Genomic DNA, 24932 nt, shown 5'->3' with positions numbered 1-24932 from the left:
GCCAGTAACTAACAAGCTGAATTGTGCATAAAAAATGCCCGATGATTTCGGGCATTTTTTTGTGCTCAATTTAGAGTTGAAATTGCGGCGATATGGTAAAATATAACTAGCTAGAGAAGGGGGGACTTGCGTATGAGGGGTAAGTTATTTTCTAGAGTAGGGAGAACCGTCGCAATCAGCATGGTCGCCTTGCTTTGTTCTTTTGCATTCTGCAATGAATTCAATTATTTACCAGCTGATGCTGATGAAGATATTGTAGTTCAGGTAGTGGCTCATAGAGGATACTCGGGAGCCTATCCGGAGAATACCCTTAGTGCTTTTGCGGGGGCTTATGCACACGGGGCTAAAACGGTAGAGTTTGATGTAAGAAAGACAAAAGATGGAGAGCTTGTAATCTATCACGATGATACGTTAGAGAAGGTTGACGGCGGAGAAACAACAATTGCAGACCATACCTACGAAGAGCTTTTGGAGCTCGATGCAGGGGCATGGTATGACAAGGAATATGCCAAGGAGCGAATTCCAACACTGGATCAGGTATTAAATCTGTTACAGTCTACAAATATGCGTATATTCTGCGAATTGAAGGATATTGGAGAAGATCCAGCATTCGCAGGTCAAGTATATGAAAAGGTTCAGCAATACGGACTTTTGGACAAGGTAGTATTTTTATCATTTAATTATGACTATCTGTCAGGAATTAAGGAGATTAATCCAAATCAGCCAATTATGAAACTGGCATCCTTTGGAAAATCTACACTTCCTACCAAATACCCAGCTGAGTACTATGGAATTAACATGAAGACTCTTACACCTAGAACCGTAAGAGCTATTCATGAAGCAGGGGGAAAGGTTTATTCTTATGCACCAGAGACAAAAGGGCAGATGTTATCTCTGCAGCGTCTTGGTGTTGACGGCGTAATCACTGACTACGTGGAAATTCAATAACCATGTAGTCGCCATGATTATAAAGCTAAATTTTCACCCATCTCAGGTGTTGGGGTCACCTGAGATAAAAGAGGGCATCGGGAAACCGGTGTCCTTTTTTTTGAAATTATGGTAGAATTGACTCATATAGCAACATAGGAGACGATATGAGCGATTACGTTATAGAGGTTAATCACGTAGACAAGGTCTACAAGCTTTTCGATAGCAATAAGGCGAGAGTAGCTGATACTCTGGGCCTCACCAGAAGGAAGAATTATAAGGAGCATTATGCTCTTAAAGATATGTCCTTTGCTGTAAAGCAGGGAGAATGTGTAGGACTTATCGGTACTAACGGTTCTGGAAAGTCCACCATTTTAAAGATTATTACAGGTGTACTTTCCCCTACGAAGGGTGATGTGCACGTAGATGGCAGAATCTCAGCACTCCTTGAGCTGGGAGCAGGTTTTAATCAGGAATACACAGGAATTGAAAATATATATTTGAACGGAACTATGCTTGGCTATAGCAAGGAAGAAATCGATGCAAAGCTGGATGACATTCTTAGCTTCGCAGATATCGGAGATTTCGTATTCCAGCCAGTTAAGACATACTCTTCAGGTATGTTTGTCCGTTTGGCATTTGCAGTAGCCATCAACATCGATCCAGAAATCCTTATCGTAGATGAGGCCCTTTCTGTAGGTGATGTTTTCTTCCAGGCAAAGTGCTACAAGAAGTTTGAGGAGTTCAAGGCAGCCGGAAAGACTATTCTTTTCGTATCCCACGATTTGGGCGCCATTAGCAAATACTGCGACAGAGCAGTTCTTATCAACAAGGGTGATAAGGTGGCTGAGGGCACACCAAAGGATATGATTGATATCTATAAAAAGATTCTTGTTGGACAGGAGCCAGTTCTTTCCAGCAAGGTAGATTTGGCAGATGCCTTTAACACTGACGGCACAGCAGATGGCGGCCAGTCAGAGCAGACAGGCTCTACAAACTGGAAGTCCAACTACCAGATTAATCCAAACGTTAATGAGTACGGCGATGGCAGAGCCAGCATTGTTGATTTTGCAGTTATCGATGACAATGGCAATTACACCAACGCCATTATGAAGGGCAGCACCTTTACAGTTAAGTCAAAGGTGCACTTCAATACAGATATCGAGAATCCAATCTTCACACTTACATTCAAGACTCTTAAGGGAATTGATGTAACAGGCACTAACACCATGTACGAAAAGTGCGATGTGGGACTTTGCAAGGAAGGCAGCGAATACGTGGCTACCTTCACTCAGAAGATGGATATGCAGGGCGGTGAGTACCTGATGTCTATCAGCTGCACAGGTTATGACGGAGTGGATTTCGTAGCATATCACAGACTTTACGATGTTATGAATATCACAGTTGTTAGCACGAAGAACACTGTTGGATATTATGATATGAATTCAAAGGTTACTGTAACAAAAGTTAAAGATTGATTTAAGGAGAGAGAGCCTATGATACAAGAAAAGTATAATAGACAGATCTTTGAAGCCGGAACCATTGATGCAATTGAAAATCTCAGCCATATGAGGAGTAATGTTCTTTCTCCAGTTGGAATCACAAAGGGAGACAGCGTGTTGATTATTCAGCCAGACTGTGAGTCTATTGTAGAGTGGCTTCAGGAGCAGGCTGCTCAGGTTACTGTAGCCATGGAAGATTCCATCGAAGAAGTTAAAGAAAGATTTAATATAATTATCAATCTAGGGCACCTTTCAGAGACACCTTCCACCTTGAAGAAACATCTGTCAGAGGGCGGCAGACTGGTGTATGCCTTCTCTGAAAAGGACAGACTTTCAAACTTTATTAAGAACCTTTTGAAGGAAGCGGGCTTCAATGACATCACTACTTTCAGAGTGAGCCCTGATTATTTATTCACTACAGAAATATATGCAGAGGATTATTTAGGGGGAGGAGCAGGCGACTATCTGCTCATTGCTAAATAAAAAATGGAACGATTACTATACGAGAAGCTCTCCAATGAGAGAAACCCAAAATATAACATCATCACAGATATTGTAGAGCGTGACGGCACAAAGGTTGTTGTGAAAAGGCCTTACGACTCGGAGGCTGTGGAGCATATTCATAGAGTATTTAATAGCTACAGAGGCTTGCAGGAATTACTGCAGGGCTCTGATTTTTGCGTAAATGACAGTAAGCTTGTTGGAGATTCTATCGAAAGCGAATTCCTTCAGGGACAGCATCTTACCGCAGCTGATGCAGAGGATTTCCTTGCAGCAGTAAAGGCTGCCTTTATCCCAAAGGCCAGTGAGTTTGTAAGCACACCAGAGTTCGAGAAAGTCTTCGGACATGTAGACTTGCCTAGAGGAGTGCTTGCTAGTCAATTCTTAGATATAGATTTAATTTTTGATAACATTATCAAGACTGATAAAGGATGGCAGATTATTGATTACGAATGGACTTTTGATTTCCCTATTCCAATCAATTACATGCTTTACCGTGTGGTTAAATTCAGCGAACTTCCGGGCAATCTGGTAGCCATTTCTGATGAAGAAAAGGCAGAGTACCAAAAGATGGAGGATCACTTCCAGAGCAAATACTGCTTCAAGGATGTGAAGAATCTTAAGGAGCTTAGAGAACACGCTGAAGGACGCAGTAAGACCAGCACTGATTTTGCTATTGCCAGTCGTGATTACCAGATAAAGCAGCTTCAGGAACTGATTGCTGCAAAGGATGTTCACATCAGAAATATCGAGGCTGTAAATGCGCAGCTTCGCACAATATACGATAACACTGTTAATACCAGAGGCTACAAAACTTTAGAGAGTATTCGAGCTTTCACATCTTTTCTTCGTGGAAAGCCAAGCCCAGCCAGGGATGCAAAAAGAGCGGAGAAGGAAGCTAAGAAGGCTGCGAAGCTTGCGGCAAAAGAAGCTAAGAAAGCTGTGACCAGAGGAGAGGAAGCGCCTTCTGTTGCAGTGCATCTTCATCTTTTCTATGTGGATTTATTGCCAGAGTTTGTAAGCTACTTCTCAAATATCCCATTCCGCTTTGATCTTTACATTTCCTGTCAGCCTGATGCAGACATTAATGTGATTAAGGCAGGTCTGAAGGAACTTAAAATGGCAAACAAGACCGTTGTGCGCCCTCTTCAGAACAGAGGACGAGACCTTGCGCCACTTTACGTAGCTTTTGCTGAGGAGATAAAGCAGCACGATTATTTCCTTCATGTACATAGTAAGAAATCACTTTACTCAGGTCAGGAAAAGGACGGCTGGAGACAGTTTTCTTTAGAGATTTTATTAGGCTCTCCTGAGAAAGTTAATTCTATATTTGATTTATTTAAGAATAAAAATGCAGGTTTGGTATACCCAGATATTCATGAGGAAGTGCCAATGATTGCCTACTCATGGCTTGCAAATGCAGGACTGGGTCAGCAGCTTTTTGCTGAGTACGACCTTGGCGATATGCCTTCTGTATTCAATTATCCAGCAGGCTCCTTCTTCTGGGCGCGTACGGATGCTTTAAAGCCAGTCTTCGACCACGGTTATACCTACGAGGATTTCCCTGAGGAAGCAGGTCAGACAGATGGCACACTTGCTCACGCCTTGGAGCGCATCCTTCCATTTGTTTCAAGAAAGCAGGGTTATGACGATTACATCCTCTACTTAGAGGACAAGGATACGCAGGTAAATAAGAGTCTTCGTCCATTCTTTAGCAATTTCAAGGTGGACAAGGAGCTTCTTATTATGAAGCTTTCTGCATACGAGACTATTTCATTTGATATTTTCGATACACTTATCACCAGAACAGTTTATGAGCCTGATGATGTGTTTAGAATCGTGGAGAAAGCTATCGCTAATAAATTTGGCAAGCAGGTAGATTTTGTTAAGCTTAGAAAATCAGCTGAAGCAGCTGCTACCGCCCAGTATGGCGCGCTTACTACAATCGATAAGATTTATGTAGAGGTTTCCAAGGACAAGACTATTGGCGATATCGCCATGGATATTAAGAAGCTGGAAATCGAAGTGGAGACTGCAGTATGCATTCCTAGAAAGGACATGGTGGAGGTTTACAATGCTCTGAAATCAATGGGCAAGCGTGTTATCCTCGTCAGTGACATGTACCTTAACCGCGTGGAGGTTGTGGGATTATTACACAAGTGTGGCATAGCTTATTATGATGAGCTTTTGATTTCCTGCGAGGTAGGCGCACGCAAGGATGATGGTTCTATGTGGAATTTGGTACTTTCAAATGTGCCTGCAAACACCTTTATCCACGTAGGAGATAACTTCCGTTCAGACTCACAGATTCTTATGGATAGACATGTGGCTACTCATATTGTGCTGAATCCACGTGATTTACTTGTGCTTTCTGATTTTGCTTATTTTGATAAGCTTGCAAAGAGAAGTCTGGCTGACTCGGTAGTTGTAGGACAGGCCATAAATGGAGGTATCTTCAATTCTCCATTTGCCTTTGATGAGCATGGAAAGCTTCACTTTAGGAATATGTATGACATGGGCTACACCACTATGGGTCCTCTTATGGCCCGTTTCATTGAGTGGGTAGTTGAGGAAAATAAAAGGAGTGGCGAGAGATTACTGCTTTTGGCCCGCGAAGGCTATATGCTGGAGCAGCTCATCCGTGGCTACTGTCAGGGAAAGGGAATCCAGGTTCCAGATATCCATTATTTCCTTACCTCACGCAGAGCCTGTGCAGTACCAGCTCTTGAAAATGATGAAGATATCAGAGAGCTTGTCTCTCAGAAATATCAGGGTACCTTTAGCAATCTTCTTGTGGAGCGCTTCGGACTGGAGCTTCACGCTGATGATGCTGACCGTGAATTTGACTACGAGACAAAGCCAGAGGAATTGATGGCGGCCTTAGAGCCATATAAGGCAGAGATTTTTGCCAAGGCTTCCACAGAAAAGACTGCATATCTGAATTATGCCGAGGATTTTCTTGCTACTTCAAAGGATATTGCAGTTGTAGATGTAGGCTTTTCAGGAACAATTCAATACTTCCTTATGAAGCTTACAGGACGTGATATTAGAGGACATTATCTAGCTCTTCATTCTAATAAGCCAGAGCGAATCGGCGGTAAGGCTGATGCAATTTTTGAAATTAAAGACAGACGTCTGATAGATGACAGCAAGCTGATGAGATATCAGCTATTCCTTGAGAATGCTTTATCTGCGCCATTTGGCCAGCTTATTAATTTTACTATGGAAAATGGCAAGCCAAAGCCATCCTTCAAGGGAGATGACTATGTCAGCGACGAAGTAAAACAGCTCCAGAAGGGTATTTTGGATTATGTCATTCAGTATGCTATTTCTACTAAGCACATGGCGGAGGAGCAGGTCACAGACTCGGCACTTGTAGAAGATTTATTCTATGATATAATTGCAGCTGGCACTTTAACACCTGAGATTGCAGAGTCCCTTACAGTGGAGGACGGCTACTCACGTGGCGGAGTGCAGAGATTTGACGTAGAAACAGGTTCATGGAAGGTTGACTAGGCTTCCCCTTGAGGGAAAGCTGTCACCTTTAGGTGACTGATGAGGTGTAATATTGAGAGATACTTTTAATGTGGTATTTATCAGATACCATCTAACAAAGAAAAATACATTATTGTTCCAGGGCTTTTATCCCTTCGACAACCCTAAGGGCTACGACCTTGTAGCAGAGATGAACGGAAAGCCTTACAAGATGGATATCACCATCAACGAGGGTAATGAGGTTCGCCGCCGCTACATCGCAGCTCATAAGAGTGTTTCAAAGGAATATGTGGGTGAGATAGCACTTCCTGAGAATTTAAAGGATGTGAAGTCTTTACAGCTTATCTGTGTCCTCGGTGATACAAGAAGCGTGGTTTATAAGGCTACTGGCCGCGACCTTGAAAAGCTTAAGAAGGAATATGAGTATAATCTCGAGCGTGCAGCTGTTACAGATGACAAGATTCAGATTCTTGGTTGGGCAATTGGAAATGTTCCTGAGGAGTTCCACCTTTACGATGGAAACAAAGAGATCCCAATTTCCGTAAAGCGTATGTTTCGAAAGGATGTTTACGGTGTTTATCCAGAGCTTACAGAAAAGTGCGATTCAGGATTAGAAATCGTTTTTGATAAGGGTGATTACAAGAAGCTTCGTCTTACAATTACTGCAAATGGTCAGGTCTATGATTGCAAGGTAGACACACCACATGTGCTTACAGGAGGAAATCTTCTTCCAAAGAAGACCTTGTGGGAGCGTATCGAACTTTACCGTCAGGACAACGGACTTAGCGCTACAATCAAGCATGCCATTGATAAATTCAAGAATGCTGATGCACCAAAGTACACATATATGGATTTCCTTACAAGCTTTGGCCCTACAGAGGTAGAGCTTCAGCGTCAGCGCGACGAGAAGTTTGATTACAATCCACTTATGAGTATTGTGGTTCCAATGTATCAGACTCCAGAGAAGTTCCTGGTAGAGCTTGTGGATTCAATCGTTGCTCAGACATATTCTAACTGGGAGCTTTGTCTTGCAGACGGAAGCCCAGATGATAGCATTGGAAAATTTATTGAGAAGAAATATGGCAGCGACAGCCGTATCAAATATACACACCTTGAGGCAAACCTTGGCATTTCAGATAACACAAATGCTGCCATTGCCCTTGCTACAGGTGATTACATCGTTCTTTCAGATCACGATGACACTCTTGCTCCAAACGCAATGTACGAGTGCGTGGCTGCTATCAACAAGGACCGCAGCATCGATGTTATCTACACTGACGAGGACAAGATTTCTATGGACTCAAAGGAATACTTTGAGCCAGTGTTCAAGCCAGATTACAACTTAAATTTACTTTGTTCCGTAAATTATATCTGTCACCTTTTCATCTTCAGAAGAGATATCTATGAGAAGGTGGGCGCATTTAATAAAGAGTACGATGGTGCTCAGGATCATGATTTCATTCTCCGCTGCTGTGAGGCTGCTGGAAATGTTCATCACGTTCCAAAGGCTCTCTATCACTGGAGAAGCCATGCTGCATCTACAGCCATGTCGGCAGAAAGCAAGCTTTACGCTTTTGATGCTGGAGTTCGTGCAGTTCAGGCACACTACGACAGACTTGGCATCCCAGCTAAGGTTGAGCAGGATACCTTCTACGGATGTTACCGCACAATTTATCAGTGGGATAAGGAGCCACTAGTTTCCATCATCATTCCTAATAAGGATCATACCGATGATCTGGACAAATGCATTAAGTCAATTGATGCCAAGAGCAATTACAAGAATATTGAATATGTTATCGTGGAGAACAATTCCACAGAACCAGAGACTTTCGAGTACTACAAATCTATCGAGGGTCGCCCTGATGTGAAGATTGTTCGCTATGAGACACCAGGCTTCAATTTCTCTGCAATCAACAACTGCGGTGCAAAGGCAGCCAGTGGTGAGATGTACCTTCTTTTAAATAACGATACAGAGATTATCAACGAGGGCTGTATCAGAGAGATGGTAGATGTTTGTCTCCGCCCAGACGTAGGTATCTGCGGAGCGCTCCTTTACTATCCTGACAATACAGTTCAGCATGCGGGCGTTGTAATGGGAATCGGCGGAATCGCAGGTCACACCTTTGTAGGCCTTGAGAGAAGCGAGCCAGGTTACATGTTTCGTGCCGTTACAACTCAGGATTTATCAGCTGTTACAGCTGCCTGCCTGATGGTTCGTAAAGATGTGTTTGAAGAGGTTGGCGGGCTCACAGAAGAGCTGGCTGTAGCCTTTAATGATGTGGACTTCTGTATGAAGGTTCGCGATAAGGGATATCTTGTTGTTTACAATCCACACGCAGAGCTTTACCACTATGAGTCAAAGTCACGTGGATATGAGGACACAGGAGAGAAGGTTGCCAGATTTAATTCTGAGGTTGAAAAGCTTGAGAAGAGATGGCCAGATATTCTGGATAAAGGGGATCCTTACTACAATCCAAATCTCTCAATCCTTGATGGATGGTATAGATTAAAAGAAGAATAGAGGCTTCCCCTTGAGGGGAAAAATTAAATATATGCTAAGAGTAAAAAGTTATAGATTGAGTATCAATAATATAATTGCATGCAATCTATAACTTTTTGTATATTTTTACCATAGTATATTGTGACGAAACTGTGTATATTACCTTTTGTTGTGTATTAACTAGTAATTTAGACAAAACTTGAAAGGTAATATCATGAAGAAAGTTTCAGTAAAATCGGTTAAAGTAGTACTAATTGGTATGGTAATATTCACACTTGGTACTCTTGAATTAATCAATTTGTTTTTTGGTGCGCAGAATTTGAAGGATGGTCTTGAGTACCAGACTATGCAGGGACTCAAGGCTGCATCTCTTACATATAAGCAGGTGCTAAATATAACAGAGCATAATGCAAACGTAGATAACTCTACTCTTGAGAAGGAGTTACATGACTCTACCGGATATGAGTACACATTCTTTCTTGGAAACAAGGTTGAGCGTACAACTATTGAAGGTGGTGAAGGCGGCGTCATTGAAGGTGAAATCGCCGATGCAGTTTTAAGTAAATATCAGACATATACTGATGCAAATACTGAGATTAATGGTGTAGATTACATGGTAGTTTACCAGCCACTTATTTATAACGATGTATGTTATGGAATGGCTTTTGTAGGTATGCCAAAGACTACACTTCTTTCATACATCAATAGCATGATGTTAAAGACATTAATAACAGGTCTTGTTGCAATGGCAATTGTTATTTCAATAGCTATTTATGCAGCAATTAAGCTTTCAAATGCTATTAAGGCAAATGTTGAGGCTATTAATCAGCTTTCTACAGGTGATTTATCAGTAAGAATTAATGAGAAGATTGTACGTAGACGTGATGAGCTTGGACAGACTGCAAGAGCTATTATTTCCCTTGCGGATAAGCTTGGAGATGTAATTGGTAGTGCTAAAAACTCATCTTCAGAGCTTGATACATCAGCAGAGTACCTTTCAGCTACAGCTGAGACAATTTCTATGACAGCTGAGAACGTAACAAGTGCAGTAGATCACGTTGCTTACGGTGCTTCAAATCAGGCTGATTCTTTACAGGAAGCAGTTGCAAGTGTTGAAGAAATCAATGATGCTATCCAGAACATCACTGATAATACAAATCACATGAACAAGCTTGCAGGTTACATGCAGGATAATTCTCAGACAAGCTCAGCTGCTTTACAGGAGCTTCAGGCTTCTACTGAGGAGACAATTAATGCAATCGAGGATATCGTTTCTAAGATTGACAAGACAAACAAGGCTGTTGAGTCTGTAGTAGAGGCAGTTGCAATCATCGATTCTATCGCAGCTCAGACAAACCTTCTTTCACTTAATGCTAGTATCGAGGCAGCAAGAGCTGGTGAGGCTGGTAGAGGCTTCTCAGTAGTTGCTAACGAGATTCGTGGTCTTGCTGAGCAGTCAGCTACAGCGGCAAAGAATATCGAGGAAATCATGAATGTTCTTTCTGCTGATTCACAGGCTACAATGACTAATGCAGGTCAGGTACAGGAGTCAGTTGAGAAGCAGGGTGAGGTTCTTAACAGAACGATCGATGTTGTAAACACTATGATTGGTAACATTGACGAGTCACTTGTTGTAACAAAGAAGATTGTTGAAAGCGTAGACCAGTCTGATAAGGCTACAAAGGTATTTGCTGATACAATTAATTCACTTTCAGCTATCTCACAGGAAAATGCAGCAAGCACAGAGGAAACTCGTGCATCTATGATTGAACTTGCTGAGACAGTAAGCAAGCTTTCTGAGAAGGCAAATAATCTTAATGATATCTCTAAGATTCTTGAGAAGGAAATGTCTTACTTCAACGAGAAGCAGAGTGCTTAATTATAGAAAACAAAAAAAGAAGAACTTGCGAAAATGCAGGTTCTTCTTTTTTATTTATCTTTCTGCCTCCAGTGCGCTAAAGTAAGCTAACACCTGGCTTAGGAATTCTTCTTTTTCCAGCTCTTCCAGATACCGTATCTGGGCGTCCTCTGTACTGATAAGATAAGAGGCATCATAAAACATTTTATCAAAAGAACTGCTGGCGTTCTTGTCAAAAAGGCTGGTGCCCAGGAAGTAGTTCTCAGTATTGATATCCAGCAAATCCAAAATAGTAGGAGTGAAGCAAAGAGAATTGCGTCCCTCTACATCTATCTCTTGTGGCTGAATATCCTTGTGATAGATGAACAATGGCATTTCATCTAAGTCTGTGCAATCACGCTTGTGGTCAGGGAATAAATCGGTGTAAGACTGATCAGCGTAAGTAGAATGATCTGTGGTGAAAACCAGTATTGTATTATCTGCCAGCTTAGATGATTTGAACTCTTCCAAGAAGTAGTTAAACATCTGGTCACAGTTGTAAAACTTATTTAAAAAGCCGTTGGCGCCGTCACCATATTGATACTCTTTTGAGTTGAAGGAAACGTGGGTGCCAAAGGTATAAATTCCAAGGAGGAACGGTTCATCACTTTCTTCCATCTCATGAACTGTCTGAGTGAGAAGTCTGTAAGCTTCTCCATCCGTCATGCCATCAGCAAGGCCAGTAACATTGTCCTTATCTTCAACAATTTCATCGAAGCCAAGATTATTTAAATACTGAGTGAACTCCTCATTAAAGGGTTCCGTATTTACGAAGGCTGTTCTGTATCCCTGGTCCTTTAAAACACTTTGAAGGGAGATAAGATTGTTAGCCTTTTTGTCATCATCCAGCTTATAACCACTGTAGAGCTGACCCTGAACACCACGGAGTGTAGGAAAGGTGTGGTTGTAATAATTCTTAAAAGAGATGCAGGATTTCTCGAACTCCCTTACACTTGGCATTATTTCACGTTCGTCTGAAATAATGTTTGAGCTAAGACCTTCTGTGAAAATAACAATAATATTTGGCTTCTCAGGCAAGCCTTCTGGCTTATTTATTCCATCCTCAACAGAGTCTTTATGGAAGGTGGCAAGAGCTACCTGTGGGTCTGCAGCTGCACGCTTAACATGCTGGTAACGAAGCTGATCTACAAAAATTGTAGCGAAGCTTTGTACGGGACTAAAGCGCTTATACTCAATGTTTACGGCTACTTCCACAATAAGAAGTGCAACAACAAAATAAAGGATAATTCTTTTATTTAACTTTATGACAGCTTTTCCAGGAAGGAAAATTATTGCCAGTGCTAAAACAGTTCCTAAGATATAAGCAACAGCTCGTCCGCCTAAATCCTGTAAAAACTTTACATTCTTAAGCATGGTAAGAGTCACGTAGCTGTTTCCAAAATAGAGCACAGTCATCTGTCCTACATAGATGAAAAATAGTATGCAGGCAAGGATTCGCCCCCATTTCTTCTCCACGATTAGATTATAAATAATGAAAATAAGTGCGAGCTCAGCAAGTCCAACAGTAACGTATGCAAGATGTCTTGTGGTAAAGTAAGTCATTACTGTCAGAACTACGGCAAGTATGAACTTTATAATTGTGAAAAGCCCTCGTCTGAAGGCTTTATCTTTGAGGCGTGAAATCAATTCAGGTACTCCTTTGTTTTGTTAATAAGTGGCTGCTCCACATAGTTATAAATGGCGATAGACATAGCCAGTGAAAGCAAATAAACAACCACGAAAATTCTGTAAGCTGAAAGGTCAGAAAAGTGAAGCATCAGCATAAAGTGCAGCAGGTACATTGAAAAGCTTACATTTCCAACGAGAGTGAAAACTCTGTTACCCATAAAGCGACGAACGATATTTACCTCAGAAAGAAGACATAAAATCATAATCGCCAAAGCTGCCATATAAGTGATGAGAACAGGATGCTCCCATCCAACGTAGCAATCTGACAGACGCTTATCTATAAGAGTCAGAATATCCACGGAGCTGACAATAGAAAGTATAAGGCAGATAACTACATAAACTGAACCAACAATCTCTAAAGTACGAACTCCAGCGGCAGATACCTTAGGTGCCAAAAGCTTTACAAGCTTAAGCATGTAGGCAAAGGACATACCTATAAGAAAGAGCCACAGTCTGAGTGGAGAGGCATAACCATTTCCATTCAGGAAAAGGGCTGGTGCCTTTGGCAAAAGCTGATAGCTTACAAATACAAGCAGATTTAAAAATGCAAATACTGCAAGGTTCATCTGAAGCGCAGCAAGTCCTAATTTTCCGAGTAGCTTTTTGAAGGCAGCAATAATCAAAATTATAAATGGAGCTACCAGATAGAAAAATACTTCCTGCTGAAGGAACCAGAGGTGGTTCTTACTCTTGATGAAAAACATATTTAACAAAAGACTATTGTCAGTCTGGAAATTTCTAAAATCAAAAAAGTTTAGCCCCCAAGTACCGAAGAACATGCACAGCCAGCAGGCTGGGATGATACGCATGAAACGCTTTAGGTAATAGTGACCAAATGCCTTTGGGGTAAAGTAATTAAATTCGAAATTGTCTTGTGTAAATGGCTGACAAACGAAAAAACCGCTCATGGCAAAGAAAATATTATTTCCTAATCCACCCTGAGCCAGGAAACCGCAGTGAGACAGGATGATAAGGGTGATAGCCCAGAATCGAAGTCCCTGAATTGCGTTGTTTTTGGACTGTTTCATTTATATTATTCCCTTCAAAATGTGATGGTAAATTTCAAAATTAACTCATTGTGATTATACTATAGTGACCTATGAAAAAATAGGTAAATTTGTATGTGGTCTGGGTATATGATAAAATGACACACGTAAAAATATGTAATTTAAAGGAATTATTAATGAAGAATAAACGCACATTAGCAGACTTGTCACAAGGCACTAATAACAACTTAAATCTGGTTAGGCTGATAGCCGCTTTGATGGTTATGTACATGCATTCTTTTGCCTTATGTCAGGCAAATCTTGAGGCAGATATTATGTACACGTTGTCATTCCACAAGGCACTTTCTGGTCAGGTGGGCGTAGATATTTTCTTTGTAATAAGCGGTTTTTTAATTTATAGAAGCTATGAAAGAAGTGGCGATGTAGTCAAATATATTAGAGCTAGATTCCTTAGAATCTGGCCTCTTTTAGCGCTTTTTATTTTAGTTACAGCTTTTATTTTTGGACCGATTTATACAAGTCTTTCTATGAAGGAATATTTTGCCGGAGATATAAAAGGTTATCTGATGAATTTAGTATTTAATTCATCTCAGACCAGCCTTCCGGGAGTATTTGCAAACCATATTAATCGCAGCTCCAACGGAAGTATCTGGACTTTGCAGTACGAAGTACTTTGCTACCTTTTGGTAATTGTATTGTTCCCATTTTTAAAGAAGTGCAACAAGCTTATATTTTTGCTGGTAGCTTTTTCAGGTGGTGTATATCTGTATTTTAATTATCTATGGACAGATGCTACCGTTTTTATCTTGTCAAAAGACGTGCTGGTAAATCTTGGTCGACTTACAATGCACTTTGAGATGGGTGTGCTCTACTACATCTATCGTGAGAGAATAGTTCTTCGCTACAGATATTTTTGGCTGAAGGTTGTGGCATTTATTGTTGGCTCCTACTTCCTTGATTATGAAATCGTATTTGCGTTATTTGGTACTTACATTCTTATGTGTATAGGCTTTAGCTACTGGAAGATTTCTGAGTACTACAATAAGGTGGGAGATATTTCCTACGGCGTGTACATCATGTCCTTCTTCGTGCAGCAGCGTGTCATTGAATACTTGGGTGAAATCCCATACGGCTACCGCGCATACTATATGGATACCTATCTTAATTTTGTGGTATCTGTACTTGTTGTTGTGCCATTGGCATTTATCAGCTGGCATTGCTTTGAAAAACAATTACTGAAATTAAAATAAGGAATATTATGAACGAGATTAAAGAGTACAAAGAACCAACTAATAAAATTGAAAAGGGGCTGATGTATCTTCAGCACTACGGTGTTCGTAGAACCGTTACCAAGACTTTTTTAAAGGCTATCGGTCACGATCAGGAGCACTATAGCTATCGTAAATTTTTGAAGGCACATCCTGTTACAGAAGCTGAACTTGATAAGCAGCGCCATACCGTATTTACGTATAATCCTGTAATCAGTATAGTCATTCCCCTTTATAATACACCAGAGAATTTCCTGGTGGAGTTAATTCAGTCTTTCACAGCACAGACCTATCCAAACTGGCAGCTTTGCCTTGGTGATGGAAGTCCAAAGGAAGGTTTGAGGGATATTATTCTTAAGGCTACAGGTGGACAGTGGGACGACAGAATTGTCTACAAGAAGCTGGAGGGCAATACTGGAATTGCCGGAAATACTAATGCAGCCTTGGAGCTTGCCACTGGTTCTTTCATTGGCTTTACCGACCATGATGACCTCATCACACCTGATGCAATGTTTTATATAGCAAAGGCTTTAAATGAGGACAGTACCATCGAGGCTATCTATTCTGACGAGGATAAAATTGACATGGAAGGCAAGGAATATTTCCTTCCTCATTTCAAGTCAGATTTTAATATTGATTTGTTGTGCTCACACAATTACATCACTCATCTTTTTGTTGCCAGAGCTGATTTGGTTAAGGCAAGCGGCGGCATTAAGTCTGAGTTTGATGGCGCTCAGGATCACGATTTTGATCTTAGAATTCTTGAGCAGTGTAAGAATATTTATCACATTCCAAGAGTGCTGTATCATTGGCGTACACATCCTCTTTCTACAGCGGATCATCCAGAGGCAAAGATGTATGCATATGAGAATGGTCGTCGCGCAGTAGAGGAGCACTACAAGAGAATAGGTGTGCCAGCCCGCGTGGAGCTTGATACACATTTGGGATATTACCGCACTATTTACGAGTGGCCAGATACACCGCTTTTGTCAATTGTAATTCCTAACATGAATCATTGCAGGGATTTGCAGCAGTGCATCGACAGCATTCATGAGCACACAGACTACAAGAATATTCAGTTCGTTATTGTGGAAAATAATTCCACTGAAGCAGCGTTGTTTGATTACTATAAAGAGCTGGAAATCAGAACAGACATCAACGCAAAGGTGGTTGATTTTACAGCGGCACATCCTGAGACAAAGGGCCAGTTTAATTTCTCTGCTCTTGTTAATTATGGCGTGGAAATGTCAGACGGAGAGTACATTCTCCTTTTGAACAACGACACACGAATGATTAATACAAACGCTATCTCAGAGATGATGGGATTTGTCAGAAGAAATGATGTGGGTGCAGTAGGTGCCAGATTATACTATGGCAACAACACCGTTCAGCACGCAGGACTTATTCTTGGACTTGGCGGTGTGGCAAATTCTCAATTCCATGGAAGCGGAAGAGAGCAGGTAGGATATTTCTATCGAAGCACCTGTGTGCAGGATTTATCTGCTGTAACTGGTGCATGTCTTCTTACCAGCAAGGCTGACTACCAGAGCGTGGCCGGATTTGATGAGAAGCTTGCAGTGGCCTTTAACGATGTGGATTACTGTCTGAAGCTTAGAGCAAAGGATTTGCTCTGCGTGTACACTCCATTTTCAGAGTGGTATCACTTGGAGTCACTTAGTCGTGGCTTAGACCATGAGGATCCAGAGAAGAAAGCCCGTATGGACAAGGAGACAGAGTACTTTATGTCTAAGTGGAAGGAAGTGTATGAGAAGGGTGATCCTTACTACAATCCAAATCTTTCACTGACAAAATTTGACTATTCATTTGAGTAGATAATAAGGTCAATAACATTTATAATATAAGGTAATAAATTACTTGGGGAAGTAATCAGGTTTTTACATATTTAGTGTGTTGGGGAGAGTTATCTTGTACAAGAAAAAGAAGCGCTCGTGGGTAAAGCATCTGGACTTTATTTTGCTAGACATGGTAGCTGCAGAGCTTGCACTTTTTATGGGTGTTTTCATTAAGTTTGAAGGCGCAGTTATCTTTATTAGCAGATTCGACCATTATCCATTATATGAGGATATGGCGATGCTTTTGCCATTCATAGATTTGGCAGGAGTTCTTTTTACAGAGACTTACACGGGAATTTTACGACGAAACAAATATCAGGAAGCGGTATCTACCATAGGTCATTGTCTGGTTAATGTACTTGGAATTCTGTTATACATGCAGGCAATGCAGACTACCTTCTTCTACTCAAGATTTGCTCTTGGTATAGCAGGCGGTGCAATGGTAGTTATCTCATATATTTTCAGATGTGGATGGAAACGTGTCATTCGCAAAAGAATGCTTCAGGATGTCAATAAGGCATCCCTTATTGTGGTGGCAGAATCTACCACTGTAGATGCGTGTCTGGAAGATCTTGGACACAGCCCATATTACGAATTTAAGGTAAACGGTGTGGTTGTTGTGGACAAGGATATGACTGGACAGGAAATACAGGGGATTCCTGTTGTGGCCGCAGCTGATACTTTATTTGAATATCTTAGAACCAACGTGGTTGATGAGGTTTTCCTTGATGGTAACACCATATCCAGTGAGGAAAGTCTTGCAGGACGTTTGGTAGAACAGGGACTGACAGTTCATGTGTCCCTTATTCACACAGACCATCTTATGCCTAACAGAATAATGGAGACTTATGGCCGATACATTGTACTTACCACTAGTATGCATATTGCTAACAATCGACAGGCATTTTGTAAACGATTTGGCGATATATTAGGCTCGATTATCGGTCTTGTTTTGGTAGTGATTGCTTTCATTATTTTTGCACCAATAATAAAGTTCCAGTCCAAGGGACCTGTATTTTTCAGCCAGACCAGAATCGGTAAAAACGGAAGAAAGTTTAAGTTCTATAAATTCAGAACCATGTACATGGATGCTGAGGAACGAAAGCAGGAGCTGATGGACCAGAACGAAATGACCGGAAATATGTTCAAGATGGAAAACGACCCACGTGTTATCCCAATCGGACGTTTCATGCGCAAGTACTCCATCGATGAGCTGCCTCAGTTCTGGAATGTACTAAAAGGCGACATGGCAATTGTTGGCACACGTCCACCACTGGAGGATGAATATGAAAATTACGCTTTGCACCACAAGGCAAGACTTTCTATCAAGCCGGGGCTTACGGGAATGTGGCAGGTAAGTGGTCGAAGCGATATCAAGGATTTCGAAGATGTTGTAGCTCTTGATACCCAGTATATTTCCAACTGGTCGTTGGGCCTGGATTTGAAGATATTACTTAAAACTGTTGCGGTTGTGCTTGGAGGAAAGGGTTCGAAATAATGAGCGATGCTTATTTTTCACTGATTGTCTGGACTTACGATACTGACATGGATCAGTTTAAGGATATGCTGGAGTCCATAGATCAGCAGGATTATCGTGAATTCGAATTATATATTTTGGACAACAATCCAACAAATGAGCTGGAGGTTACCATCAAGGAGTTCTTCCCTGATATCGTGGACAAGGTTCATTATCGCAGGCTGAAAAAGAAAAATGGCGGAGCCTATGCTTACAATGTTGGAATTCATTTTGCTGAAGGTGACCATGTGGTATTTCTCGGACAGCACGACCGTCTGAGTGGGAATACCTTAAGCTCTCTTAATGAGAAGCTTCAGTCTCTCGAAACAGAGGAATATATCATCTACAGTGATCATGATGAATTGGTGGGCCTTGATAGAATGAACCCACACTTTAAGAGCGATTTTAATAAGGAATTATTTTTGCAGATGAATTATATAGGAGAGTTTATCTGCATTTCCAAGAAGCTTATCAAGCAGATTGGAGAGTTCAATGAAAAAGCAAAATATTCCTATATATATGAATATATTTTAAGGGCTGCCTTCAAGAAAAAGGAAATAGCCCACGTGCCATCCCTTCTGTATCATAAGAGAACTACCTTAAAAGGAATGAATAAGGAGGAGCGTAAAGAAGCAGAATATTCCTGCAAGGAGCATCTGGCACTGGCATTATCGTATTTACGAAACACCGGTGTGGTATGCTCAGGCAGAGTGGACCAGTCCCTAAAGAAATGGCACATTGATTATGATGACACGTCCTTCAGACGTTTTGGAAAGGACTATATGTTTTTGCGTGAAGAGAATGTAAAGCTTTTCACGAGAAATAACGTAAAGAAGCTGTACGGATACCTTTGTCAGCCAGACGTGGCTGTAGTTGGAGTGCGTTTTTTAGGTAGGGGATTTACCTATGATAATGCGGGCTATATTTTTGACGAAAGTGGCACCGAGTATCCTGCCTTTCATGGACAGAGAATTTTCAGGGATACCTATGATGGCCTGGGCAGCATGCCAAGAGATGTGTCTATGGTAGATGGCGGATGTTGCATGATTGACTCCAAGGTGTACAGAATGCTTCACGGCTTTGATCCAAATCTTAGTGGCAGGGATGCCATGTTGGATTTCTGTCTGAGGGCAAAAGCCAGGGGCTATAGGACTGTTGTTGTGCCAAGGGTAATTGCTAGATTTAAAGAAAGAAATGTGGAATCCACCCAAAGTAGCCATGAAAGGCTGATGGAAAAACATGGTGAGATGATTCAAAAGGGAGATGGATTTTACAATAAAAATCTGCCAATCGGCGTGGAAAACTATATCCTTCCAGGTACTGAAAAACAACCGGAAACCAAGGAAGCAGAGTAATTCTTAAAAATTCTTAAGAATTGTTTAAATATGATAGATTCCTTGACAACTAACAAAGCTTTAGAGTAGACTTAACCATAATGCTGTCATATTATATGGCAGCATAATATTTTGGTGAAAAAAGGAATGGAGAATATAAAGTACGATGAGTAATTTTGACGATTACGATTTTGACTTGGACAGAGATTATGATTCCCAGAGGGGATTAGATCTCGATGATGAACTAGATATGTATGATTATGATCCAGATGTAAGACGCAGACGCCCAGAGGGAGTAAGACCAGCAGGTAGCAGACCAGCCGGTGCACGTCGCCCAGCAGGCTCTCGTCCAGCAGCTTCTAGAAGCAGCCAGTCACGCCAGGGTGCAGCAAGACGTCCACAGGGTAGCCGCCCACAGGGTAGCCGCCCACAGGGTTCTCGCCCAGCCGGCAGCCGTCCTTCAGGCTCACGCTCAGGAAACGGACGTCCATCAGTGACTCGTCCAGATGGTGGTCGCGCATCTTCAAGAGCTGCAGCAGATAGAAGAAGTAGCCGCCCATCTAACAGCCGCCCAGCCGGAAGAAAGAAGATGAGTAAGGCAGCACAGAAGAAAAAGAAGAGAAGAACAATTATTATAGTTGAGATTGTTATCTTATTAATCCTTGCATTGGTATTCTTCTTATGGAGCAAGTTCGGCAAGGTAAATTGGGACAACATCAATATTGATAATATCGAGACTAACAACCTCGATGCAGCTACAGAAGAGGTTCTTAGCAATTACAAGACTATCGCACTTTTCGGTGTAGATAACCGTTCTAACGGAAAGCTCGATAGTGGTAACTCAGATGCTATCATCCTTGTTTCTATTAATAATGATACAAAGGATGTTAAGATGCTTTCAGTACAGCGTGATACTTACCTTAAGGTGGATGATGATCTTTATCGTAAGTGTAATTACGCTTATAACCACGGTGGTGTTGAGAAGGCACTTGAGATGCTCAACACAAACCTTGATATCAAGATTGACGGATATGTGGCAGTTGACTTCTATGCACTTGCTACTATTGTAGACTGTCTCGATGGTCTCGATCTTGAAATCACTCAGAAGATGATTGACACAAACAACCCTGAGACAGGACAGAATGCTCTTGCAGGTTACATCGCAGAGGTTGAGAACATCCTTAATTACTATCCAAAAGAGGAAGAGGGATGGAAGTACTCAGACTGCTACTTCGATAGCCCAGGAACATATCACTTAAATGGTGCTCAGGTAGTAGGTTTCTGTAGAAACAGATACGCTGTAAACAACGATTATGGTCGTGCAGAGAATCAGCGTATGGTTATTAAGATGATTGTTGAGAAGGCTAAGCATGCTTCACCTTCACAGTTAAATGATATTGCAGATAAGGTATTCCCTAAGATTGCTACTAGCCTTTCATTCTCACAGTGTGTAGGAATGGCTACAGATGTTGGCAAGTACAACATGGCAGAGTCTTCAGGATTCCCATTTGCACTTAAGACAAAGACAGTTAGCAAGAAGACAGGTAGTGTAGTTGTACCTTGTACACTTACATCAAATGTTGTTCAGCTTCACAAGTTCTTATATGATCAGGAAGATTACGATCCTACTGATGATATGGTTGATGTTATAAGTGATCACATCCAGTCAGAGACAGGCTTGAGTGAATCAAGTGCTGAGATAACTCAGGCTAAAGATGGAGCTAATTAACAGTTAAATAAGAGGATTAAAATTATGTGTGGAATAGTTGGATATGTTGGAAAGTCACAGGCAGCACCTATTTTGCTTGATGGACTTAGCAAGTTGGAGTACAGAGGTTATGATTCAGCTGGTATGGCTGTATATGATGGTGCAAAGATTGAGTACCAGAAGGCTAAGGGACGTTTAAAGCTTCTTAGTGAGAAGACTCACGATGGTGCCACAATGCAGGGTACTATTGGTATTGGCCACACACGTTGGGCTACACACGGTGAGCCTAGTGAAACAAATGCTCATCCTCATCTTAACGAGGAAGAGACAATCGCTGTTGTTCACAACGGTATTATCGAGAACTACGCAAAGCTTAAGGAAAAGCTTATCAAGCGTGGATATACATTTAAGTCAGAGACAGATACAGAGGTAGTTGCACATCTTCTTGATTATTATTACAAGCAGGGCAACGACCCACTTACATGCGTAACAAAGGTTATGCACCGTGTTGAGGGTGCTTACGCACTTGGTATTATTTTTGCAGATTTCCCAGATGAGATTTACTCAGTTCGTAAGGACAGTCCACTTATCGTTGGAATGGGCAAAGATGGAAATCTTATTGCATCAGATGTTCCTGCAGTTCTTAAGTATACTCGTGAGGTATACTTCATCGAGAACGAGGAGATTGCAAAGCTTACTGAGAACAGCATTGAGTTCTATGATGTAGATGGACAGCCAATCGAGAAGGAATCAAAGACAATTGATTGGGATGTTGATGCAGCAGAAAAGGGTGGTTATGACCACTTCATGATTAAGGAAATCCACGAGGAACCTAAGACTGTTCGTGATACTCTTAATCCACGTATCAAGAATGATAAGGTAGATATCGAGGAGCTTGGTATGACAGATGAGGAGATTAAGGCAATCTCTCGTATCCGTATCGTAGCTTGTGGTTCTGCTTATCATACAGGTGTTACTGCAAAGTATGTATTCGAGGATTTAGCTCGTATTCCTGTAGAGGTTGATATCGCTTCAGAGTTTAGATATCGTAATCCAATCCTTCAGGAGAATGAGCTTGTTATTGCTGTTTCTCAGTCAGGTGAGACAGCTGATACAAAGGAAGCAGTTCGTATGGCTCGTGCTATGGGCAATATGACACTTGCTATCGTTAACGTAGTAGGTTCTTCTATCGCTCGTGAGTCTGAGAAGGTTATGTACACATGGGCAGGTCCTGAGATTTCTGTTGCTACAACAAAGGCATACAGTGCTCAGCTCATCGCTTTCTATCTTCTTGCAATGAAGTTTGCAGAGGTTAGAGGCCTTCTTTCACCAGAGGAGATGAAGGAGCTTATCAAGGATCTTAAGAAGCTTCCAGATCAGATCGAGATGCTTCTTGGAAATAAGGAGCGTATCCAGAAGTTTGCTAACAGATTTGTTGCAGCTAAGGACGTATTCTTCATTGGACGTGGTATCGATTATGCTATTTCAATGGAGGGCTCACTCAAGCTTAAAGAAATTTCATATATTCATTCTGAGGCATATGCTGCCGGCGAGTTAAAGCATGGTACAATCTCTCTTATCGAAGATGGTACTCTTGTTGCAGCAGTTGCTACACAGGATAATGTTTATGCTAAGACAGTATCTAACATCGTAGAGTGCAAGACTCGTGGAGCTTACATTCTCGCTGTTACTACAATTGGAAATGAGGATATCGAGAAGGTTGCAGATTCTGTAATGTATATCCCTCAGACAAACAGATACTTTACTAACTCACTTGCAATTATTCCATTGCAGTTATTTGGTTACTACGTATCAGTTGGTAAGGGCTACGATGTTGATCACCCAAGAAACTTGGCAAAATCAGTTACTGTAGAATAAAAAGATTTATAAAGGTAGTAGTTTTTCGCAAAAAGAACTACTACCTTTCACTTACTTATCACATTACGGGTTTAAACTACAGGCATGTAATGAGAAAGGAAGGCGAGTTAAATGAGTGATTACTTCAATAACAACAATGACTTTAACACAGACGAGCAGAAAAACTCAGGAACATACTCTTACAAGAAGGACGAGATTAATCAGGGTGAATCATATTATCAGTGGTCGCCTTATGATGATGGCAATAGAGTAAAGAAAAAGAAGACTAGCACTTTTGGCAAGAAGCTTGGAAATGCAGCAGCCATTGCGTTGGTATTCGGTCTTGTAGCAGGATTGGCATTCCAGTCAGTTGTGGCAGTTACCAATAGACTTTGGAAGCTGGAGGATGCAAATCAAACAGCTATCGAATCTACAAAGACTGAGGACAAGGACTCTAAGGTAGAATCTACAAGCACAGCTTCAGGTACTACCACAGCTACAAAGATTACTACAGATGTTTCTGAGATAGCAGAGAATGTTCTCCCAGCAATCGTACAGGTTACAAATGTTGGTATTAAAGAATACCAGACATTCTTTGGTACAATGCAGCAGCCTACACAGTCAGCTGGTTCAGGTATCATTGTTGCACAGGATGATGATTACATTTACATTGCTACAAACAATCATGTTGTCAGCGGTGCAGAGACACTTACTATCACCTTCAATGATGACCAGGCTGTAGAGGGTACAATCAAGGGAACAGATTCTTCATGTGATCTTGCAGTAGTATCAGTTGCAGTAAAGGATATTCCATCAGATACACTTTCATCTATCAAGGTGGCAACACTTGGTGATTCTGATTCCACAGTAGTTGGTGAGGCAGCCATCGTTATTGGTAATGCTTTGGGATATGGAACATCAGTAACAAACGGTATTATCTCTGCTAAGGACCGCGAGGTTTCAGTTCAGGACGATGATGGAAATGTAGTTACAAATTCTCTTATCCAGACAAATGCAGCGGTTAACCCTGGTAACTCAGGTGGTGCTCTTTTGAATGCTAAGGGAGAGGTTATTGGAATTGTATCTGTTAAGCTTGCAGATGCAGAGGTTGAAGGAATGGGTTATGCAATCCCTATTTCTTTTGCATGGTCAATCATCCAGCAGATGGTAGACAATGATGTAGTATCAGAGCTTGATGCTTCATACCTTGGTATCGCTGGTAAGGATATCACTTCAGAGATGTCAGAGCAGTACAATGTACCAGTTGGTGTTTATGTAGCACAGGTTGTTTCTGGCTCAGGTGCTGATGAGGCAGGCATCGAGGTAGAGGATGTTATCACTGGCTTCAACGGACGTACAGTAACATCAGTAAATACATTGAACAATATCATGAAGTACATTTCAGCAGGCACTACTGTTGATGTGACAGTAGCAAGACATGACAATGACTACAAGGAAGAGACAATTAAGGTTACCTTGACACGTAGAATTGATAAGGTTCAGTAAATCAAAGATTAAAGTAGGAAGGGGCTGTCGCACTAAGAAACTAGTGCGAGGCCCCTTTTTGTATGCGAAAATACTGTGTTTAACACAAAAATCGGGCTTCGAAAAGCCCGATTTTTGCTGTAAAATTAGTTTATGCTACTAAACAAAATCTTACAAGGAGATTATACTGTATCTTCCTTGTATCATCAAATCAAACTTCCGCTAGACATAGAAATATCCATTCCATCCGATGATCCGGTACGCCTGGTAAGTGCATTTGTGGAGGAAATGAATCTTTCTGATCTTTATGAGACTTATAACAGAATCAGAAAGAATCAGGCTACACCACGTCAGATGCTTAAGATTGTCATCTATGCAGCAATGAACAGAATC

At 41.3% G+C, this 24932-nt stretch carries 15 protein-coding genes and 1 pseudogene; 14 read left to right on the top strand and 2 right to left on the bottom strand.

The window, feature by feature from the left end; all coding sequences use genetic code 11:
- Nucleotides 1-132 precede the first annotated feature (132 nt).
- The 6 genes from BLP54_RS03460 (at nucleotide 133) to BLP54_RS03435 (ending at nucleotide 10804) form a co-directional block, all read left to right on the top strand.
- Nucleotides 133-948 carry a glycerophosphodiester phosphodiesterase gene (locus BLP54_RS03460; RefSeq protein ID WP_090166809.1) on the top strand — a complete coding sequence of 272 codons (816 nt, stop codon included), beginning with the start codon at nucleotides 133-135 and terminating at the stop codon, nucleotides 946-948.
- 146 nt (nucleotides 949-1094) lie between these two features.
- Nucleotides 1095-2405 (top strand): ABC transporter ATP-binding protein, encoded by a 1311-nt coding sequence (locus BLP54_RS03455; protein WP_090166806.1) that lies wholly within the window; start codon nucleotides 1095-1097, stop codon nucleotides 2403-2405.
- An 18-nt stretch (nucleotides 2406-2423) separates the two neighbouring features.
- The gene (locus tag BLP54_RS03450) at nucleotides 2424-2912 is read left to right on the top strand and encodes a hypothetical protein (RefSeq protein ID WP_090166804.1); all 489 of its coding nucleotides are present in this window, start codon (nucleotides 2424-2426) and stop codon (nucleotides 2910-2912) included.
- Between the two features lie 3 nt (nucleotides 2913-2915).
- The gene (locus BLP54_RS03445) at nucleotides 2916-6446 is read left to right on the top strand and encodes a rhamnan synthesis F family protein (RefSeq protein WP_090166802.1); all 3531 of its coding nucleotides are present in this window, start codon (nucleotides 2916-2918) and stop codon (nucleotides 6444-6446) included.
- Between the two features lie 52 nt (nucleotides 6447-6498).
- Entirely contained in the window at nucleotides 6499-8946 is a 2448-nt protein-coding gene (locus tag BLP54_RS03440; RefSeq protein WP_242870616.1) for a glycosyltransferase family 2 protein, read from the top strand.
- Nucleotides 8947-9139: 193 nt separating this feature from the next.
- The gene (locus BLP54_RS03435; protein WP_090166800.1) at nucleotides 9140-10804 is read left to right on the top strand and encodes a methyl-accepting chemotaxis protein; all 1665 of its coding nucleotides are present in this window, start codon (nucleotides 9140-9142) and stop codon (nucleotides 10802-10804) included.
- A 54-nt stretch (nucleotides 10805-10858) separates the two neighbouring features.
- On the opposite strand, the gene BLP54_RS03430 is transcribed toward BLP54_RS03435, so the two are convergent.
- Both BLP54_RS03430 and BLP54_RS03425 read right to left on the bottom strand, forming a co-directional pair.
- A complete protein-coding gene (locus tag BLP54_RS03430; RefSeq protein ID WP_090166798.1) occupies nucleotides 10859-12469 on the bottom strand; it encodes an LTA synthase family protein in 1611 nt (536 codons plus the stop codon).
- Nucleotides 12466-13539 carry an acyltransferase family protein gene (locus BLP54_RS03425; protein ID WP_090166797.1) on the bottom strand — a complete coding sequence of 358 codons (1074 nt, stop codon included), beginning with the start codon at nucleotides 13537-13539 and terminating at the stop codon, nucleotides 12466-12468. Before BLP54_RS03425 ends, BLP54_RS03430 begins: the two co-directional genes overlap by 4 nt.
- A gap of 155 nt (nucleotides 13540-13694) precedes the next feature.
- On the opposite strand from BLP54_RS03425, the gene BLP54_RS03420 reads away from it, so the two are divergent.
- From BLP54_RS03420 to BLP54_RS16380, 8 genes and pseudogenes are all read left to right on the top strand, one after another.
- Nucleotides 13695-14768, top strand: a complete 1074-nt coding sequence (locus BLP54_RS03420; protein WP_176754450.1) for an acyltransferase family protein — start codon at nucleotides 13695-13697, stop codon at nucleotides 14766-14768.
- Nucleotides 14769-14776: 8 nt separating this feature from the next.
- On the top strand, nucleotides 14777-16618 hold the full coding sequence (locus BLP54_RS03415) for a glycosyltransferase family 2 protein (protein ID WP_090166793.1): 1842 nt from the start codon (nucleotides 14777-14779) through the stop codon (nucleotides 16616-16618).
- A 94-nt stretch (nucleotides 16619-16712) separates the two neighbouring features.
- Nucleotides 16713-18137: a sugar transferase gene (locus BLP54_RS03410; RefSeq protein WP_090166791.1), complete on the top strand. Its 1425-nt coding sequence runs from the start codon at nucleotides 16713-16715 to the stop codon at nucleotides 18135-18137.
- On the top strand, nucleotides 18137-19510 hold the full coding sequence (locus tag BLP54_RS03405; RefSeq protein WP_090166789.1) for a glycosyltransferase family 2 protein: 1374 nt from the start codon (nucleotides 18137-18139) through the stop codon (nucleotides 19508-19510). The genes BLP54_RS03410 and BLP54_RS03405 overlap by 1 nt, the downstream gene beginning before the upstream one ends.
- Before the next feature lie 145 nt (nucleotides 19511-19655).
- Nucleotides 19656-21218, top strand: a complete 1563-nt coding sequence (locus tag BLP54_RS03400) for an LCP family protein (protein WP_090166787.1) — start codon at nucleotides 19656-19658, stop codon at nucleotides 21216-21218.
- A gap of 24 nt (nucleotides 21219-21242) precedes the next feature.
- Nucleotides 21243-23075 carry a glutamine--fructose-6-phosphate transaminase (isomerizing) gene (gene glmS / locus BLP54_RS03395; RefSeq protein WP_090166785.1) on the top strand — a complete coding sequence of 611 codons (1833 nt, stop codon included), beginning with the start codon at nucleotides 21243-21245 and terminating at the stop codon, nucleotides 23073-23075.
- A gap of 111 nt (nucleotides 23076-23186) precedes the next feature.
- Nucleotides 23187-24560, top strand: a complete 1374-nt coding sequence (locus BLP54_RS03390; RefSeq protein WP_090166783.1) for a S1C family serine protease — start codon at nucleotides 23187-23189, stop codon at nucleotides 24558-24560.
- A 132-nt stretch (nucleotides 24561-24692) separates the two neighbouring features.
- A pseudogene (locus tag BLP54_RS16380) lies at nucleotides 24693-24932 on the top strand (IS5/IS1182 family transposase); the annotation flags it as partial.

This window comes from Pseudobutyrivibrio sp. 49, assembly GCF_900100545.1.
GTDB lineage: Bacteria > Bacillota > Clostridia > Lachnospirales > Lachnospiraceae > Pseudobutyrivibrio.
The sequence above is the reverse complement of the archived record's forward strand: the minus strand, read 5'-3'. Positions and strand labels throughout refer to the sequence as shown.

Bases quoted from the DNA above. Each gene is read 5' to 3' on its own strand.
- BLP54_RS03405 (WP_090166789.1), top strand. From the start codon at position 18,137: ATGAGCGATGCTTATTTTTCACTGATTGTCTGGACTTACGATACTGAC.
- BLP54_RS03460 (WP_090166809.1), top strand. From the start codon at position 133: ATGAGGGGTAAGTTATTTTCTAGAGTAGGGAGAACCGTCGCAATCAGC.
- BLP54_RS03420 (WP_176754450.1), top strand. From the start codon at position 13,695: ATGAAGAATAAACGCACATTAGCAGACTTGTCACAAGGCACTAATAAC.
- BLP54_RS03400 (WP_090166787.1), top strand. From the start codon at position 19,656: ATGAGTAATTTTGACGATTACGATTTTGACTTGGACAGAGATTATGAT.
- BLP54_RS03425 (WP_090166797.1), bottom strand. From the start codon at position 13,539: ATGAAACAGTCCAAAAACAACGCAATTCAGGGACTTCGATTCTGGGCT.
- BLP54_RS03390 (WP_090166783.1), top strand. From the start codon at position 23,187: ATGAGTGATTACTTCAATAACAACAATGACTTTAACACAGACGAGCAG.
- BLP54_RS03450 (WP_090166804.1), top strand. From the start codon at position 2,424: ATGATACAAGAAAAGTATAATAGACAGATCTTTGAAGCCGGAACCATT.
- BLP54_RS03435 (WP_090166800.1), top strand. From the start codon at position 9,140: ATGAAGAAAGTTTCAGTAAAATCGGTTAAAGTAGTACTAATTGGTATG.
- BLP54_RS03455 (WP_090166806.1), top strand. From the start codon at position 1,095: ATGAGCGATTACGTTATAGAGGTTAATCACGTAGACAAGGTCTACAAG.
- BLP54_RS03415 (WP_090166793.1), top strand. From the start codon at position 14,777: ATGAACGAGATTAAAGAGTACAAAGAACCAACTAATAAAATTGAAAAG.
- glmS (WP_090166785.1), top strand. From the start codon at position 21,243: ATGTGTGGAATAGTTGGATATGTTGGAAAGTCACAGGCAGCACCTATT.
- BLP54_RS03445 (WP_090166802.1), top strand. From the start codon at position 2,916: ATGGAACGATTACTATACGAGAAGCTCTCCAATGAGAGAAACCCAAAA.